The 15,183-nt window shown below is 59.7% G+C and carries 19 protein-coding genes; 18 read left to right on the plus strand and 1 reads right to left on the minus strand.

The features are described from left to right. Positions 1 to 57: 57 nt before the first annotated feature. The 13 genes from QWJ46_RS00540 to QWJ46_RS00600 all read left to right on the plus strand — a co-directional run bounded on the left by QWJ46_RS00540 (position 58) and on the right by QWJ46_RS00600 (position 9,716). A complete protein-coding gene (locus QWJ46_RS00540; protein ID WP_302748551.1) occupies positions 58 to 216 on the plus strand; it encodes a hypothetical protein in 159 nt (52 codons plus the stop codon). A 43-nt stretch (positions 217 to 259) separates the two neighbouring features. Next, positions 260 to 445: a hypothetical protein gene (locus QWJ46_RS00545; protein ID WP_302748553.1), complete on the plus strand. Its 186-nt coding sequence runs from the start codon at positions 260 to 262 to the stop codon at positions 443 to 445. Beyond that, complete coding sequence (locus tag QWJ46_RS00550; protein ID WP_302748554.1) at positions 442 to 963, plus strand: siphovirus Gp157 family protein; 522 nt, start codon at positions 442 to 444, stop codon at positions 961 to 963. The genes QWJ46_RS00545 and QWJ46_RS00550 overlap by 4 nt, the downstream gene beginning before the upstream one ends. Before the next feature lie 303 nt (positions 964 to 1,266). Continuing rightward, on the plus strand, positions 1,267 to 2,685 hold the full coding sequence (locus QWJ46_RS00555) for a helicase (RefSeq protein ID WP_302748556.1): 1,419 nt from the start codon (positions 1,267 to 1,269) through the stop codon (positions 2,683 to 2,685). Beyond that, positions 2,682 to 3,173, plus strand: a complete 492-nt coding sequence (locus tag QWJ46_RS00560; RefSeq protein ID WP_302748558.1) for an HNH endonuclease signature motif containing protein — start codon at positions 2,682 to 2,684, stop codon at positions 3,171 to 3,173. Before QWJ46_RS00555 ends, QWJ46_RS00560 begins: the two co-directional genes overlap by 4 nt. Beyond that, complete coding sequence (locus QWJ46_RS00565) at positions 3,170 to 4,198, plus strand: DNA methyltransferase (protein ID WP_302748560.1); 1,029 nt, start codon at positions 3,170 to 3,172, stop codon at positions 4,196 to 4,198. The genes QWJ46_RS00560 and QWJ46_RS00565 overlap by 4 nt, the downstream gene beginning before the upstream one ends. Further along, on the plus strand, positions 4,195 to 4,428 hold the full coding sequence (locus QWJ46_RS00570) for a hypothetical protein (protein ID WP_302748562.1): 234 nt from the start codon (positions 4,195 to 4,197) through the stop codon (positions 4,426 to 4,428). Before QWJ46_RS00565 ends, QWJ46_RS00570 begins: the two co-directional genes overlap by 4 nt. Then, a complete protein-coding gene (locus QWJ46_RS00575; RefSeq protein ID WP_302748563.1) occupies positions 4,425 to 4,787 on the plus strand; it encodes a DUF6511 domain-containing protein in 363 nt (120 codons plus the stop codon). The genes QWJ46_RS00570 and QWJ46_RS00575 overlap by 4 nt, the downstream gene beginning before the upstream one ends. Next, on the plus strand, positions 4,727 to 5,686 hold the full coding sequence (locus QWJ46_RS00580) for a hypothetical protein (protein WP_302748564.1): 960 nt from the start codon (positions 4,727 to 4,729) through the stop codon (positions 5,684 to 5,686). The genes QWJ46_RS00575 and QWJ46_RS00580 overlap by 61 nt, the downstream gene beginning before the upstream one ends. Beyond that, a complete protein-coding gene (locus QWJ46_RS00585; RefSeq protein WP_302748566.1) occupies positions 5,683 to 6,015 on the plus strand; it encodes a hypothetical protein in 333 nt (110 codons plus the stop codon). Before QWJ46_RS00580 ends, QWJ46_RS00585 begins: the two co-directional genes overlap by 4 nt. Then, the gene (locus QWJ46_RS00590; protein WP_302748567.1) at positions 6,012 to 6,536 is read left to right on the plus strand and encodes a hypothetical protein; all 525 of its coding nucleotides are present in this window, start codon (positions 6,012 to 6,014) and stop codon (positions 6,534 to 6,536) included. Before QWJ46_RS00585 ends, QWJ46_RS00590 begins: the two co-directional genes overlap by 4 nt. A gap of 161 nt (positions 6,537 to 6,697) precedes the next feature. After that, the gene (locus QWJ46_RS00595) at positions 6,698 to 8,938 is read left to right on the plus strand and encodes a bifunctional DNA primase/polymerase (protein ID WP_302748569.1); all 2,241 of its coding nucleotides are present in this window, start codon (positions 6,698 to 6,700) and stop codon (positions 8,936 to 8,938) included. 259 nt (positions 8,939 to 9,197) lie between these two features. Beyond that, positions 9,198 to 9,716 (plus strand): VRR-NUC domain-containing protein, encoded by a 519-nt coding sequence (locus QWJ46_RS00600; protein ID WP_302748570.1) that lies wholly within the window; start codon positions 9,198 to 9,200, stop codon positions 9,714 to 9,716. Here the strand turns inward: QWJ46_RS00600 and QWJ46_RS00605 are convergent. Further along, positions 9,668 to 10,093, minus strand: coding sequence for a helix-turn-helix transcriptional regulator (locus QWJ46_RS00605; protein WP_302748572.1), 426 nt, complete (start codon positions 10,091 to 10,093; stop codon positions 9,668 to 9,670). The genes QWJ46_RS00600 and QWJ46_RS00605 overlap by 49 nt on opposite strands. 189 nt (positions 10,094 to 10,282) lie before the next feature. On the opposite strand from QWJ46_RS00605, the gene QWJ46_RS00610 reads away from it, so the two are divergent. The 5 genes from QWJ46_RS00610 (at position 10,283) to QWJ46_RS00630 (ending at position 15,173) form a co-directional block, all read left to right on the plus strand. Beyond that, a complete protein-coding gene (locus QWJ46_RS00610; RefSeq protein WP_302748574.1) occupies positions 10,283 to 11,314 on the plus strand; it encodes a hypothetical protein in 1,032 nt (343 codons plus the stop codon). Positions 11,315 to 12,214: 900 nt separating this feature from the next. Beyond that, positions 12,215 to 12,547 carry an HNH endonuclease gene (locus QWJ46_RS31220; protein WP_368046071.1) on the plus strand — a complete coding sequence of 111 codons (333 nt, stop codon included), beginning with the start codon at positions 12,215 to 12,217 and terminating at the stop codon, positions 12,545 to 12,547. A gap of 251 nt (positions 12,548 to 12,798) precedes the next feature. Next, the gene (locus QWJ46_RS00620) at positions 12,799 to 13,005 is read left to right on the plus strand and encodes a hypothetical protein (RefSeq protein WP_302748909.1); all 207 of its coding nucleotides are present in this window, start codon (positions 12,799 to 12,801) and stop codon (positions 13,003 to 13,005) included. Beyond that, entirely contained in the window at positions 12,968 to 13,312 is a 345-nt protein-coding gene (locus QWJ46_RS00625) for a hypothetical protein (protein ID WP_302748576.1), read from the plus strand. The genes QWJ46_RS00620 and QWJ46_RS00625 overlap by 38 nt, the downstream gene beginning before the upstream one ends. Next, positions 13,275 to 15,173: a terminase large subunit gene (locus tag QWJ46_RS00630; protein ID WP_302748578.1), complete on the plus strand. Its 1,899-nt coding sequence runs from the start codon at positions 13,275 to 13,277 to the stop codon at positions 15,171 to 15,173. The genes QWJ46_RS00625 and QWJ46_RS00630 overlap by 38 nt, the downstream gene beginning before the upstream one ends. The last annotated feature ends 10 nt before the right edge of the window (positions 15,174 to 15,183 follow it).

Raw genomic sequence — 15,183 nt, forward strand, 5'->3', positions numbered from 1 at the left:
ACGACAGCGGATCGTCGTACGACAGCGGCTCGTCCAGCTGCAGTTCTGACTGACGCGATGACCGAACTCACCAAAGAGGAGTTGCGAGTGCTCGCGGAAGCGCAGTTCGCCATTATCATCGCCAAAGACGATAAGCGGAAAGACACTGAAACGGTAACGCTAAAAATCACGATGAAGCGGTCAGACTATCTCGCGCTTCACGCCATTAATATTTAGCGCCTCACCAGCGCAAGACCACCACGACGAAGAGGAGACGACGATGAGCGAGAGAAGAGCCGAGGACGGATGGATTGAATGGGCGGGCGGTGAGCAGCCAGTGGCCGATGAGGTGTTGTTGGAAGTCGTCCTGAAAAACGGCATGCAATACGAAGAATATAGCGATGAAATTCGCTGGAGCACGCGCAATGACAGAGATGTCGCTGCCTACCGCGTGGTGTCGGCATGACCAAAACCGACAACACCAGATTTCTCGCCGCCGACGTCGCCAATCTCGAGGCCGAGATCGACGCGCTGCTCGCCGCGTTCCTCGATCTGCAGGAAGACGAAACGCTCCGCGCCGACATGTTGGACGGCGAAACCAACCTTGGCGGCGTGCTCACCCGCCTGCTCGGCCACGAGCGCGAAGCGGCCAGCATGGTCACCGCCATCAAGAAGCGCGCCGACGAGCTAGACGCCCGCAAGAAGCGCCAGGAGCGCCGGCAGGCCGCGATGCGCGCGCTGATGTTGCGCCTGATGAAGGCAGCAAGCCTGCCGAATGTGCCGCTGACCGAGGCAACGATCTCGGTGACGAAAGGTCGCGACTCTGTGGAAATAGTTGATGAAACGGCCGTGCCGGCGCGGTTCCTCAAGGTTGTGAAGACGCCGGACAAGACGGCGATTAAGGCGGCGCTGGACGCCGGCAAGAAGGTGAAGGGCGCGGCGATCAAGACCGGCGATGATATCCTGACGGTGAGGGCGGCTTGATGGGCCTCGCTGACGGAATGGCATGGGAGCGTGAATTCGGCGTTCCCGAGCGCGGCCAGGCTGGTTGCCAAACAACCAGTCGAAGATCGAACACGCGAAGAAATCATTGTGGCGATTAGCGAAGAGCTAAAGCACCACGAAGCGTTCGACGGCAAGGTTGTGTCGCAACTCGTGTGGGCTACCCGTATCTACGATAACGCAATCCGCCCCACTGCCGCGCCCTAGCGCGCAGTCGGCGCCACCATACTACTAACCGCGCGCCACCAACGCGCGGGACTGCACCACAGAGGAGACACCAGCCCAATGGGCATTATTGACATCAACGTTGCGCCGACAGCGCAAGCGCAGGCCTATGCCGCGTTCCTAGCCAGAAAGGCGATCCTGGATCCGCCGACTGGCCTCTCAGAGATTCCGGAACTGCCCGCGGTTCTGTTTCCATTCCAGCGCGACATTGTGACCTGGGCGATCAAGCGCGGTCGGTCGGCTTTGTTTGCCGGAACCGGTCTCGGCAAGAGCCTGATGGAACTGTCGTGGGGCAGGGCTGTGCACGGCGCCACCCAAGGCGACATTCTGCATTTCGCGCCGCTGGCAGTCGCGGCCCAGATGGTGCGCGAGGCCGAGAAGTTCGGCATCCCGGCGCGTCACGTCCGCTCGCAGGCCGAGGTCGGCCCGGGCATCAACATCACGAATTACCAGAAGATCGAGCATTTCAAGCTTGATCAGTTCTCTGGCGTCATCCTCGACGAGAGCAGCATCCTCAAATCGGAGAGCGGCCACTACCGAAACGAGCTCGTGGAGGCCTGCCACGGCATTCCGTTCCGGCTGGCCGCGACCGCTACGCCGGCGCCGAACGACTTCATGGAGCTCGGCAATCACGCTGAGTTCCTCGGCATCATGTCCTATTCCGACATGCTCGCGACCTTCTTCACCCATGACGGCGGCGAGACGCAGAAGTGGCGGTTGAAGGGCCACGCCGAGAATGACTTCTGGCGTTGGATGGCATCGTGGGCCGTCATGCTGCGGAAGCCGTCGGACTTGGGATATGACGACGGCGCCTATCAGCTGCCGGCGCTGCATCAAATTCACCACACGGTGGCAATGCCGGCAGACACCGCAGATCTCATCGGCGGCCGGGCGTCGACGTTGCAAGAGCGCATCAAGGCTCGCCGGGATAGCGTCGAGGATCGCGTAGCATTCGCTGCCAACTTGACACCTACTGATCGGCCGTTCGTCTGGTGGTGCAATCTGAATGCCGAGAGCGAGGCGCTGACGAAGGAGATTCCCGGCGCCGTCGAGGTGCGCGGATCCGACAAGGAAGACGTGAAGGAGCGAAAGCTAATCGACTTCAGCGAAGGCCGCATTCGTGTGCTGGTCACCAAGCCATCGATCGCAGGCTTCGGCATGAATTGGCAGCACTGCGCCGATACCGGTTTCGTCGGGCTCAATGACAGCTTCGAACAGGTCTATCAGGCGGTGCGCCGGTTCTGGCGCTTCGGCCAGCAGAACGAAGTCACGGCACATTTCATCGCGGCCGAGACGGAGGGCGCTGTCGTCGCCAACCTCAAACGGAAAGAGGCTGACGCCGACCGCATGGCGGCGGCGATGGTTCTGCACACCGCCAACATCACCAAGGCGGCCATCAACGCGCAGGCGCGCGAGAAGGCCAGCTACGATCCGAAACTGCCGATGCAGATCCCAACATGGCTAGGAGGTGCCGAATGATTTCCGCTGAACAACTGCGAGAAGCGTTGCACTACGATCCCGGCACTGGAATTTTTACATGGCTCAAGAAGGTGAGCGCAAAGACCGTCATCGGCCGTCGAGCGGGAACCATCAATAAGGATGGCTATCGCCAGATCTCTATCTATGGACGCAGGTACTATGAGCATCGGCTGGCGTGGTTTTACATGACAGGCCAATGGCCTTCCGCTCTCATAGACCATGAAAATCTGCTGCCAGGTGATAACCGATGGTCAAACCTGCGCAGCGCGACGAAATCGCAGAACGCTGCGAATACTCACGTCAGCGCCGGCAATTCAGTCGGCATGAAAGGCGTTAGCTGGCACAGCGGCGCGCAGAAATATCAGGCTCATATCTGCGTAGATGGAAAGAGCATCTACCTCGGTCTGTTTGAAAAAGCTGATGCGGCTCATGCGGCATATCAGCAAGCGGCAAATGATCAGTTCAAATCTTTCGCGAGGGCAGCATGAACACGTCAGCAATCAACTGCGTAAACCAGATCGTCACCGACAACTACGCCATCTATGAGGGCGATGCGTGCGAGCTGATCCGAGCTATTCCAGGCGACAGTGTGCACTTCACCATCCACTCGCCGCCGTTCGAAGGTCTCTACAAGTTCTCGAGCTTCGACCGCGACATCAGCAATAACGAAGGCGATAGCTTCTGGATTCACTACCAGTTCCTGATCCAGGAACTGCTGCGCGTGACCAAGCCCGGCCGCGTCCACTCCGTGCATTGCATGCAACTGCCGACCAGCAAGAGACGCAACGGCTTCATCGGCATGCGCGACTTCCGCGGCGAGATCATCCGCGCCTACGAAGACGCCGGCTGGATCTTCCATTCCGAGGTCTGTATCTGGAAAGATCCGGTCGTAGCGCAGCAGCGCACGAAGTCGATCCGGCTCCTGCACAAGCAGATCACGAAGGATAGCTGCATCAGCGGGCAAGGGCTTGCCGACTACATCGTTTCTTTCCGCAAGCCGGGCGACAATCCGGAGCCGGTCGAAGGCATGTTCGATTGCTGGATTGGTGACGAAACACTCGACATAAGCCGCGAGGCATACGACCGGCACGCCACAGAGACGATCGCCGACGGCCGCAAGCCCTGGAGCTTTGAGCAGTGGCGATCGGTCTTCGTGTGGCAGCGCTACGCGTCGCCGGTGTGGAGCGACATCCGCCAGACCCGCACCCTGCAATATCGGTCGGCCCGCGAGGAGCAGGACGAGCAGCACATTTCGCCGCTGCAGTTGGATGTAATCGAGCGCTGCATCGATCTGTGGAGCCTGCCGGGCGAGACAGTGCTGACGCCATTCCTCGGAATCGGCAGCGAGGTCTATTCTGCCGTCGAGATGGGCCGGCGCGGCGTCGGGTTCGAACTCAAGCCGTCCTACTTCCGCCAGGCTGCAAAGAACATTGCTGCGCTCGGCACCAAAGAGCAGCCGGTGGCCGATCTGTTCGCCGCGAATGACAACATGCCGGCGAAGGTGGCAGCATGAGCCCGGCAGAGATGGAACAGTTATGCCTGAACAGCATGACCGGAGCCAAGGATTTTGGCGGCACCGAAGACACTGCGGTCATAACGCTGGTGACGCCGAAAGGATGGAAGGCTCCGTCGAAGTTTCCGCGCGGCTACCTGCTGCAGGTCAAGGATGACGGCAGCCGGCTTTGGCACTTCAAGTCAAAGCGCGTTCTTCAGTGGCTGCGGTCGCAGGCAGGTGACGCATGACCTTCACGCCAACCGCAACCGCGGAAGGCCAGCCGACGACGTGCCGCTGCTGTGGGCGGCACGCGATCGGAATGGGCATCAGCCGCATGGCCAAGTCAACGGACGATCCCGGCTATCTCTGCGGCGAGTGCATCCTGCTGATCGAAGAGATCAAGCGCGTGCGCCGCATGGATCCTTACGAGCTGGCCGCGCTCGACGGCGGAGTTGATGCCGTGGGTGAATACATCGATTCCATTGGCGGCCTCACCGAGCTCGCTGAGTTCGACGAGCTACAGCAGCGCATGCTGGTCAAGGCGGCATGGCAGGGCTGCGCCGATCGGCTGCGGGAGTTGATCAGGAAGGGGGATTTACCGTTTTGAAGCACGCAAACGATAACGAGCGGCGGCTGCTGGTCTCCTTCAGCGGAGGTGAAACAAGCGGACTTATGGCGCGGGTCGTCAAGGAACGCATGGCTCATCTCTACGATCGGATCATCTACGTCATCGCAAACACGAGCCAGGAGAACGAGGAGACCTTGGTCTTTGCCGATGAATGCGATCGGCATTTCGGCCTGAACTTGGTTTGGGTCGAAGCTGAAATTCGTCCTGAGGCTGGGCACGGAACCAGGGCGAGAGTGGTCGACTTCACGACGGCCAGCCGCAATGGTGAAGTCTTCGAAGCCATGATCGACAAATATGGCATCCCAAATCGCGCCCATCCTCATTGCAGCAGAGAACTAAAGGCGCGAGTTGTCCAGGCTTACGCGCGCAGCATCGGGTGGGCTGCTGGGTCTTATGACACGGCCATCGGCATTCGCGTGGACGAAATCGATCGGATTTCTCCGTCAGCGAAAGAGCACAGGCTGATTTATCCGTTGGCGGAAAGCCAGATGTTTCCATCCTCAAAAGCCGACGTGAACGATTTTTGGGCGAGAATGCCGTTCCGATTGAGGCTCAGAGGATATCAAGGGAACTGCAAATGGTGCTGGAAAAAGTCACTCCGCAAACACCTGACAATCATCTCGGAAAATCCATCAGCATACGACTTTCCGGAGCGGATGGAGGCTGAGAAAGGCCATTGTGGAGCGGGCGACAAAAGGAGGGTGTTCTTCCGCGAGGAACGAAGCACCGCTGATTTGCGACGGTTGGCCGCCATCACAAAATTCACACCCGCAACTGATGACGCCAGGCAGTACCAGCCCAGCCTATTCTCGCCATTCTTAGACGTTGGCGACGGCTGTGAGGATACCTGCGAAGTTGACTACGAGGAGGCAGCATGACCGAGACAACCAGAAAGACAGCGCCGACAATCAAGATCGAGATATTCATCGCGGCCGACATCGAGCAGGCCAAGCAGGTCTGCCGCGAATACTGCATGGAAGTTGGCGCATGCGTCACGGTCGAGCCGGCCGACTATATCTACACTGGCGGGCAGGAGGCTGGGGTGCGGGTCGGCTTCATCAATTATCCGCGCTTCCCGGCTGACGTGTGGGCTATCAAGGACAAAGCCGGCGAGCTTGCGCGCCGATTAATGGAGCGCCTTTGTCAGCACTCATATTCGATCGTTGATCCAGAAGAGACTGCTTGGTATTCGAGGCGCCCGGCATGATCGCAGCGAACGATAACAGCCGTGGGATTGTCATTCTACTGTGCAACCTAACTGACGCGATGGCATTGCCGTGGCTCGATGGCGGCTACGAAGTCGTGATGATCGACCCACAACATGGAGAGACGACCGTTAGAGACGGAGTGACGCGGTTCGCCGGCACCATCGTCGAAGCAGGTGATCTGCTCGGTCGCCTCATCAGGTCGGGCCGCGTGGTGTTCGTTGCCGGCTTCCCACCATGCACTGATGTCGCCGTTTCCGGTGCTCGCTGGTTTGAAGCCAAGCGCATGGCCGACCCATATTTTCAGGCAAAAGCATCCATCGTCGCGGAGCAGTGCCGGATGACCGGTCTGCTATCTGGCGCGCCGTGGATGTGGGAAAATCCAGTCAGTGTTTTCACCAACATCTTCGGGCCGGCAAAACATACCTTTCACCCGCACGAGTACACCCAGTTTTGCGCCGACGACAACTACACGAAAAAGACGTGTCTTCGCGTAGGGGGGGGGCTTCCGCATGCCGCCTAAGTGCCCAAACCCATCCCTCGGCAAGCCCGACAATCGCATCCATGCAGCGCCTCCTGGCGATGACCGGGCAAACTTCCGCAGCGCGTTCCCGCATGGATTCTCGCGTGCCGTATATCTGGCAAACGCGCCTCATCTTCGTTCCACCGTAAGGGAGGATCTTCTTGCAAACGCCGCTTGACCTAGCCAAACACTACGTCGCCAAGGGCTATCCCGTATTCCCATGCCGGGCCAAGCCGGAGGATGTGCCGGACCCGACGACTGGCGAACTCGACACGAAGCACGAAAAGACGCCATACACCAGCAACGGCCTACGCGGCGCCAGCAAATATGCCCGCATCCTGCATCGCTGGTGGGGCGACAATCCAGACGCATTGGTCGGCGTGCCTACGGGCGCGCCTTCCGGCTTTTGGGTGCTCGATCTCGATCTAAAGCCTGGCGTCGCCGACGGTCACCAGTGGCTTGAAGCTATGGAGAACGCCAACGGCCCGCTGCCCGAGACAGCGCGCGCCAAGACAGCAAACGGCGGCACGCATATCTTCTTCAGGCATGTGGCTGGCGTCCGCAACCGCGGCGGTCTGGGTTCTGGCGTCGATGTGCGCGGTGACGGCGGCTATGTCATCATGCCGGGCTCGATCATGGCCGACGGCCGGCATTACAAATGGGTGTCTGAAGCGCCTATCACCGACGCTCCGCAATGGCTGCTGGATCTCGTGCTGCCGCGGCCGGCCGCCCAAGGCCCGGCAATGCCCTTCAGCTACCAGGCCGGCACCAATGACCACTACGTCAACAAGGCCGTCGACGACGAGCTGGCACTGCTGGCGACGACGGGGCAGGGTGGCCGAGGCCAGCAGCTGAACGCCAGCGCCTATGCGCTCGGCCAGTTTGTCGGCGCCGGTGCGATATCGCGTGGCGAGGCAGAGCAGGCGCTCTATGCGGCGGCGCAGTCGAACGGCGTGGCTCAGAAGGACGGTGAGCGAGAGACGTGGTCGAAGATCCGGCGCGGCCTTGAAGCCGGCATGCGGCAGCCGAGGCAGATTCCCGAGTCTGAATTCCAGCAGGACAACACTCGCCTCGTCGACATCAGCCGGATGATCAAGAACGGGCTTGAGAAAGGCCGCAAAGAACGTGCCGCTGCGGTCGATGAGGATGTGGTGCGCGAAGACGTGTCACCAGCCGGTGACGTCGAGCCGCAGGACGAACCAGACGAACCCGAGAACGACAACGCCCAACCGGCCAGCCCGATCACCGCAACGGCCTTCAAGTGGATCGACCCGGCCAGCTTGCCGCGGCGCGAGTTCGCCTACGGCAACCACTTCATCCGCAAGTATGTATCGGTCACGGTCAGCCCTGGCGGCCTCGGCAAGACCTCGGCCAGCATCGCGGAAAGCCTCGCCATGGCATCCGGCCGGGCGCTGCTCGGCACGAAGCCGCCGCAACGGTTGCGTGTCTGGGTGTTCAATGCCGAGGATCCGCGCGACGAAATGGAGCGGCGCATCATGGCAGCCTGCATCCACTACAATCTCAAGCCGGAGGATATCGAAGGCCACCTATTCCTGGATACCGGCCGCGAGCAGGAGCTCGTCATCGCGATCGAAGACAAAAAGGCCGGCGTGAAGATCCAGGAGCCGATAGTCGAGGCCGTCGTCGAGCAGATTGAGCGGCACGGCATTGACGTGCTGATCGTTGACCCGTTCGTATCCACCCACGGCGTCAACGAGAACGACAACGGCGCGATCGACAAGGTGGCGAAGCTCTGGGCGCAGGTGGCCGATTATACCAATTGCGCCATCGATATCGTGCACCACCTGCGCAAGGTTGCCGACCGTGAGGCGACCGTCGAAGATGCTCGAGGCGCCGTGTCGCTGATCGGCGCGGCGCGGTCGGTGCGCGTTCTCAACCGTATGTCGGAAGAGCAGGCGTCACAGGCCGGCGTGCCGCCAGAGGACCGCTTTGGCTACTTCTTTACGACCTACGGCAAGTCCAACCTCACGCCGCTGTCACACAAGGCAGAATGGCGGCATCTCGTCGGCGTGCCGCTGGGGAACGGGCGCGGGCTCACGAAGCCGCAGGACTTCGCGCCGGTCGTAACGGAATGGAAATGGCCATCCAGGGAGGAGATCGCTGAATCGATCCCAGCTGACATAAGGCGGGCCATTGTCATCAAATTCGGCAACCAGAGCTACCGCGAAAGCTCTCAGTCAGAGGACTGGGCTGGCTATGCGCTCGCCGCCTTAATGAGCGAGCCGGTAGACGTCACGAAGGCCATGACGGCTGAGAAAAAGAAGGTCAAGGCGATGCTCGATGCCCTCATTTCTGATGGCACTTTGGCAGTCGTTGACGAGCCAGATCCGAAGCATATCGACCGCAAGATCAAGTTCATCCGACCAGCTGAAATGGCCTAAAAATGGCGTTTCACACCACCTCGCTCCCACCTCGTTTTGAGGTGGTTGAGGTGGTGAAAACCACCACCTCCCACCTGCCATTTTGAGGTGGTGGGAAATCACACCACGAGACGTAAGAATCCACATCCCACCACCACCTCCTTCCCCTTTAGGGGTGGAGGGTGGTGTGGTGGTGGTGGAGTGAAGGTAGAAACCGCACCACCTCGACACCTCCACCACCTCTGAGGTGGGAGGTGGGAGAAAATAGGAGACGGCCACCATGGCAAAGCGGCAAGTCCAAACAACGAAGATCGACGGCAAGCGCGTTCGCATCGTGACCACCACCGGCGCCAACGGCACCCGCGTTCAAGTCACCGAGGCCGAGCCGAAGGAATGGGAGTTGCAGGCTGCCCAGGTGCGCGCCCTGCGCGGCATGCCTGAGTACGGCAAGCAGTTCCTGTTGGCCGGCGATCAGAATTCAGCAAAGCGCGGCCCGCGTGCCCAGATGGAGGCGAGTGCCGCAGGCATGACGCCCGGCGAGGCCGACATGCGGATATACATCGCTGGCGGCCAGCTGCGCATGATCGAGAACAAGGTCGGCCGCGGGCGCTTGTCGCCGGCCCAGGTCGATCGCCACGCGGCGTTGGCTCGCATGGGCTTCACTGTCGATGTGCTGCGCGCCGTGACCACGGAAGACGCAGCACACCAAGCTGTGGCTCTTGTCCGCGGCTGGCTGGCCGAGAATGACAATCAGTCCGGCCAAGGCCAGCCGCGATGCTCCAGCACGGCCTGCGCATGATCGATCGAGTGATCTGGTATCAGGCCACTTAAGGCGCCCTTGATCTGGATCTCGGATGTTTTGTCCACCCGAGCGAGATTATAAAACCGCTCGACAGCATCCGGAAAGTCTTCAGCCCAGACCGTCCATGGGTTTCCCCATTGGCCGTTATGCGATTTGAAGCGGATCAAGAACAGACGCAGAGGATCATCGCTCTTTGTGCGGTCCTTGATGCGGATGAGGTAGGCGGCATAGTTTGCTGCCGCCTCATGAACCGGCCGAACAGGGTTTTTCCCAGCCTCAATGTCCTGATAGCTGCGCAGCGGCATGCCCATGGCCTGCGCCATTTCCTGCTGAGTAAGATTGAGGCTGATGCGGTGGGCCTTTAGATCGAACATTGAAAGTTTCCCGCCTTTTCGCTATATCTTGGGAACCGGAAGGGTGTGCTAGACCCCTCCGGCCCCCAGTTACCGGCCGATGGAGATCGTTACTCTCCACTTGCCGAACCGGACTTGAAGGGTGAGCTTGACGCTCATGGGTGCCTCCTAGTCCCCGAAGCGGGATTGCTTCGGTAAGATTGTTATCGCATGACCACGTATTACGTGCAAGGACTATTTGCACGTAATACGTATTTTTTGTCTGCTGCCTCTTTGACAAATTTGTTATTTGGCGCCGCCAAGCCTATATACCTGTCACCACCACATGCGGGAGACGACATGGCAAGACACGGATCACTGGCGGAGCAGCTGGTAGCGCTTCGCAAATATGCGACTGAGCCGGACCATGATCCGGAACCGCTTCAGACAAACTGGTCGGTCGTGCCGGCCAATAACAACAATCCAGACGAAGTCGCTGACTTCGGTCACGAGCGCTTTCTACGCATTTCGCCGAGCCTGGAGGAGATTATGCGCAGCGTGATCGGCCACGAGCCCGAACGAAACGCAACAGGCCAGATCATCAAATGGGGTTCGCTGCGTTTCAGCGACGGCACGCAAACAGAGCGCTGCATCATGTACGGGATCGACGGCAAGGCCATCAATGGCGAAATCACCATGCCAGCCGGCGCAATGCTTCGGTGCCGCGATGAGATGGAAGCGAATCTTGGCGCATCCGGCAAGACCGGGAAATATATCGATCTGAGCAATGCATGGTTCGGCGAAACGCTCGGTAGCTTGCCGCATCGGTTCATCAAGTCTGGCAAAAGGCGCAAGGGCAAGAACTACAGCCGCGATGAGGCTATCGCCATGCTGGAAGAGGCGAAGGCCAATACCGCAGTTATGCCGGCCGTGACCGTCTATCCAACCGGCCTGCCGTGCGGCATGAAGATGGTCGCCGATGCCTTCGTCGGAATGAAGAAGGGCAAGAAGGGAGAGAGCGGCTCGATGGCCTGGCAGGACTTCGCGACGCTGAAGTCTGGCCGTGAAGCATGGCGCGACGCTCTGCGGGCCATCCCTGCCGAAACCAGGGACGTTCTCGACACGTCGCTCCGCGCCAAGAACATGCAGGAGATCGGCATGTCCCTCGGATTCCAAGGAAAGCATGCCGAGCGCAAGGGCAAGCAGGCTCTGATCGCAGCGAACGACAATGCGGCCGACGTCATCGAGTTATATGCTGCCTGATGTCCCTTTTTCAGAAGTTAATCGGAGTACAGTGAAGGGGTTCGCTTGAGCCCCGCACTGTCCCGTGCGCAAGAGCGACGGACCCATCGCCATGCTGCACTTCGTTGCAGCCGCTGAGCTTTGGGTAACTATAGGACGCGATGCTATGTGCATAGGCACGGCTAACGTCCGGCCAGCATTGCTGGCTGTGAATTGCCTGGCGCTGCCTCCTCTCGGCGACGGGTAATCCTGCGCCGGGCTCCCTTCGGGTTGAGCTCGGCGCTTTCGTTTTCATGCAATCGGCGCAATTCTCGACCTCTTGCGCTGGTTCTGCGGGTGAGCTTCGGCTCACCCGCTTTCACATGAGGTCGACAAGGAGTCGAGACCTTGATGGATGCGCTTTTCGGCGGGCCAGTGGCCGCCAACGATAATGGCAGGAAGTGCGCCTCTTGTGGCGCCGCGATAACTGGGCACGCTTCCAAGAAGTATTGCGGAGCAGCCTGCGCTCGGGCGGTTGATCGCTCAAAGCGTGATACTGCTCGTGAAAAGAAACTGGCTCTGGCCAGAGCGCCAGAACGAATTTGCGAGTTTTGCGGATCTGCATTCAAGAAGGTGCAGAAAGATAAGGCTCCACCTAAATTTTGTTCGAAGACCTGCTCCGGGAAGGCTGGAATAGCCAGGCTTATAGGTCCGCCGAAGCCGATTTCTTTTGTTGTTTTCCGTCCACTGTGCGGACAGTGCGGACTGCGTTTTACTGCCAGAAGCATTCAAGGCAGATTTTGTTCTGATGAGTGTCGCAAGGCTGACGCCAACAGCAAGGCAAGAAAATATGCTGCGGCAAATGACAATGTAGACAGATCGCCTAGGCCGTGCGCCGAGTGCGCCAGTGTCTTCTCACCCAGTTATGGTGACAAGCGCAGTATGTATTGTTCAAAGGCGTGCGCCCGTCGGAATGCCGGTCGTCTAAATCGAAAGAAAGAGCGGGCTAGGCTTCGCACACAGGCCATAGAGAACGTCGATCCGATAAAGGTATTTGATCGCGACAAGTGGAAGTGCCAGATCTGCGGATGTACCACACCACGAAAGCTACGCGGCACATACGATGATAGGGCGCCTGAGCTTGACCATATCATGCCGCTCAGTCTTGGGGGAGCGCATAGCTACATGAACACCCAGTGCGCATGCCGCAGGTGCAATGCAGCAAAGAGCAACACCCCACCTATTCAGGCCAGTCTATTTGCTCATGTCGCATAGATCGAGGGCAGATAGTGCTGCGTGGCAGCACCTCTATAAGACGGCAAGGTGGCGCAAGATACGCGAGGCTCAGCTTATGACTGAGCCTCTTTGTCGTATGTGTCTTGAGGCTGAGGATGTAACGGTTGCAACCATATGCGACCACATCACGCCACACAAGGGCGACCTTGGGCTGTTCTACGGAGGACCATTCCAGTCGCTATGCAAGTACCATCACGACAGTACGAAACACAAAGAGGAGAATGGCAAGAGTGTCGTTCGCTTCGGTGCTGATGGATGGCCCCTTTAGGGGGGCGGGTCGGACCTTGACGGAAGCGCACCCCGAGGGAGCGGCGTGGGCCATTCGCGCACATTTTTCCAATTCAAAAGTTGAGGGCATGAACCATGGCAAGGCCGAGGACGCCGAAGGCGAAGGCCGCGGTGACCGGGCAGGCTACGGTTCGCCGAAAGAAATTTGAGGAGCGCGTCGAGCCAGCCGTCAGTGACGATCTCGGCGACCCGCCGGCATGGATGCCGGAAGGCCAGCAACTAGCATGGCGCACGATCGCCAAAGAAATCCCATGGCTCAATGCATCGCATCGAGCGCTAGTTGAAATCGCAAGTTACGTGCGCGGAAGGCTAATGGCCGGCGAGGACGTCGGTGTGCAGGCGCTCAACCTGCTGAGGCAATGCCTCGGGCAGATGGGGGCGACACCCGCGGACGCATCGAAGGCGGGAGCTAAGCCAGGTGGCGAAGAAGAAGATCCCGCCGACAAGTATTTCTGATCCGACGACGGACTACGCGAAGGCCGTAGTCAGCGGCGAGATCGTTGCCGGGCCGCACGTCCGCAACGCATGCCGCCGTCATCTCGACGATCTGCGAGACGGCAAGAAGCGCGGCCTGATCTGGGATCCAGCGGGCGCGGCCCGTTTCATCGGCTACTGCCGCGATGTGCTCCGCCTCAATGGCGGCCAGTTCGAAGGCAAGCCCTTCATCCTTCAGCCGAGCCAGGCGTTCATCGCCGGCTCGCTGTTCGGATGGAAGCGCACCAACGAGAACGGCAAGGTAGTCCGGCGCTTTCGGCGCGCGTACATAGAGCAGGCAAAAGGGCAGGGCAAGTCGCCATTCGCTGGCGCGGTCGGCCTCTACTGCATGACCGCTGACGGCGAGGCGGCCGCCGAGATCTACGCCGCCGGCAAAGACAAGGCGCAGGCTTTCGTTCTGTTTCGCGACTCGGTCGCGATGTACGAGCAGTCGCCGAAGCTGAAGCGCGAGTTGACGCCGTCGGGCGGAAATCCGGTCTGGAACCTGGCGCACATCAAGTCGCGATCGTTCTTTCGTCCGATCTCGCGCGAGCAGGCGCACAGTGGCCCTCGTCCATATGTCGCACTTTGCGACGAGATCCACGAACACCCGAACGGCCATACGCTTGAGATGCTTGAGCGCGGCTTCAAGTTTCGCGACCAGCCGCTGCTGCTGATGATCACGAACTCCGGTTCAGATCGCAACTCGGTCTGCTGGGCTGAGCACCAGTGGGCCGTAAAAGTGGCGGCCGGCACCGAAACGCCCGACGAGGAATTCACCTACGTCGGCGAGGTGTTCGGCACCAGTGATGAGTGCTTTTCGTATGTCTGCGCTCTGGACAAAGACGATGACCCGTTCACGGATCCGTCGTGCTGGGTGAAGGCAAACCCGCTTCTCGGCGTTACGCTCAAATACGAATACATCGAGGGCGTTGTGGCTCAGGCCCGCGACATCCCGTCGAAGCGCAATAATATCCTGCGCCTGCATTTCTGCGTCTGGACTGAATCCGACACCGCCTGGATACCTAGACCCATCCTCGAAAAAGTCATGGTCGACTTCGACCCATACGAGGAGCATGCCGGCAAGCCGATTGCGGCCGCCGGTCTGGACTTGTCTGGTGCGAAGGATCTGACCGCAGCAGCGTTCGTCGTGGAGACCGGCACGAAGCGTATCACCCGGGCTGACGGCACCGAGGCGGATCTTCCGACTTTCGACTTGTGGATCGAGGCGTTCACGCCGCGCGACACAATGGACGAGCGATCGAAGGTCGACCACGTCCCTTACCGGCTCTGGCTCGAGCAGGGCTACATCAATGCGCCGGAGGGCTCACGTGTACGATATGATCATGTTGCTGCTCTATTCGCTCGTCTCAACACCGAGCATGGCATTGGTGTCCTGGCGTACGACAATTACGCATTTGACAAGTTCGCTGAAGAACTTGATGCGTATGGCGCCGAAATCCAGACCGTAAACCACCCGCAGGGCGGCAAGAAACGCGCCGCCCCATCGCCGGAAAAGGTAGCAGCGGCTGAGGCGGCCGGCCTTCCGAAGCCTCTCGGGCTGTGGATGCCGGGCAGCGTGGCTGCGCTCGAGGAGCTCATCCTTGAGGAGCGCATCAGATTGCGGCGATCGCCGGTGCTTCTGGGCGCCTTGATGGGCGTCGCGATCGAAACTGACCCGCTCATGGGCAATCAGTGGTTCTCAAAGAAGAAATCCACGGTTCGCATCGACCCTGCCGTTGCTGCGGCGATGGCTGTTGGGGCAGCGGTGGATGGCGTTGTCGAAATCAAGCCGGCGACGTCACCTTGGGAAAATCCAGACTTCAAAATTGCCGTCGTGTGACGGCGGCAAG

The organism is Rhizobium sp. CBN3 (assembly GCF_030518245.1).
Lineage (GTDB): Bacteria > Pseudomonadota > Alphaproteobacteria > Rhizobiales > Rhizobiaceae > Rhizobium > Rhizobium aethiopicum_A.

Excerpts from the sequence above, each read along its gene's own strand:
- QWJ46_RS00565 (WP_302748560.1), top strand. The coding sequence starts at position 3,170 with ATGAACACGTCAGCAATCAACTGCGTAAACCAGATCGTCACCGACAAC.
- QWJ46_RS00570 (WP_302748562.1), top strand. The coding sequence starts at position 4,195 with ATGAGCCCGGCAGAGATGGAACAGTTATGCCTGAACAGCATGACCGGA.
- QWJ46_RS00560 (WP_302748558.1), top strand. The coding sequence starts at position 2,682 with ATGATTTCCGCTGAACAACTGCGAGAAGCGTTGCACTACGATCCCGGC.
- QWJ46_RS00605 (WP_302748572.1), bottom strand. The coding sequence starts at position 10,093 with ATGTTCGATCTAAAGGCCCACCGCATCAGCCTCAATCTTACTCAGCAG.
- QWJ46_RS00600 (WP_302748570.1), top strand. The coding sequence starts at position 9,198 with ATGGCAAAGCGGCAAGTCCAAACAACGAAGATCGACGGCAAGCGCGTT.
- QWJ46_RS00585 (WP_302748566.1), top strand. The coding sequence starts at position 5,683 with ATGACCGAGACAACCAGAAAGACAGCGCCGACAATCAAGATCGAGATA.
- QWJ46_RS00545 (WP_302748553.1), top strand. The coding sequence starts at position 260 with ATGAGCGAGAGAAGAGCCGAGGACGGATGGATTGAATGGGCGGGCGGT.
- QWJ46_RS00555 (WP_302748556.1), top strand. The coding sequence starts at position 1,267 with ATGGGCATTATTGACATCAACGTTGCGCCGACAGCGCAAGCGCAGGCC.
- QWJ46_RS00590 (WP_302748567.1), top strand. The coding sequence starts at position 6,012 with ATGATCGCAGCGAACGATAACAGCCGTGGGATTGTCATTCTACTGTGC.
- QWJ46_RS00610 (WP_302748574.1), top strand. The coding sequence starts at position 10,283 with ATGACCACGTATTACGTGCAAGGACTATTTGCACGTAATACGTATTTT.
- QWJ46_RS00575 (WP_302748563.1), top strand. The coding sequence starts at position 4,425 with ATGACCTTCACGCCAACCGCAACCGCGGAAGGCCAGCCGACGACGTGC.
- QWJ46_RS00550 (WP_302748554.1), top strand. The coding sequence starts at position 442 with ATGACCAAAACCGACAACACCAGATTTCTCGCCGCCGACGTCGCCAAT.
- QWJ46_RS00580 (WP_302748564.1), top strand. The coding sequence starts at position 4,727 with ATGGCAGGGCTGCGCCGATCGGCTGCGGGAGTTGATCAGGAAGGGGGA.
- QWJ46_RS00540 (WP_302748551.1), top strand. The coding sequence starts at position 58 with ATGACCGAACTCACCAAAGAGGAGTTGCGAGTGCTCGCGGAAGCGCAG.
- QWJ46_RS31220 (WP_368046071.1), top strand. The coding sequence starts at position 12,215 with ATGTATTGTTCAAAGGCGTGCGCCCGTCGGAATGCCGGTCGTCTAAAT.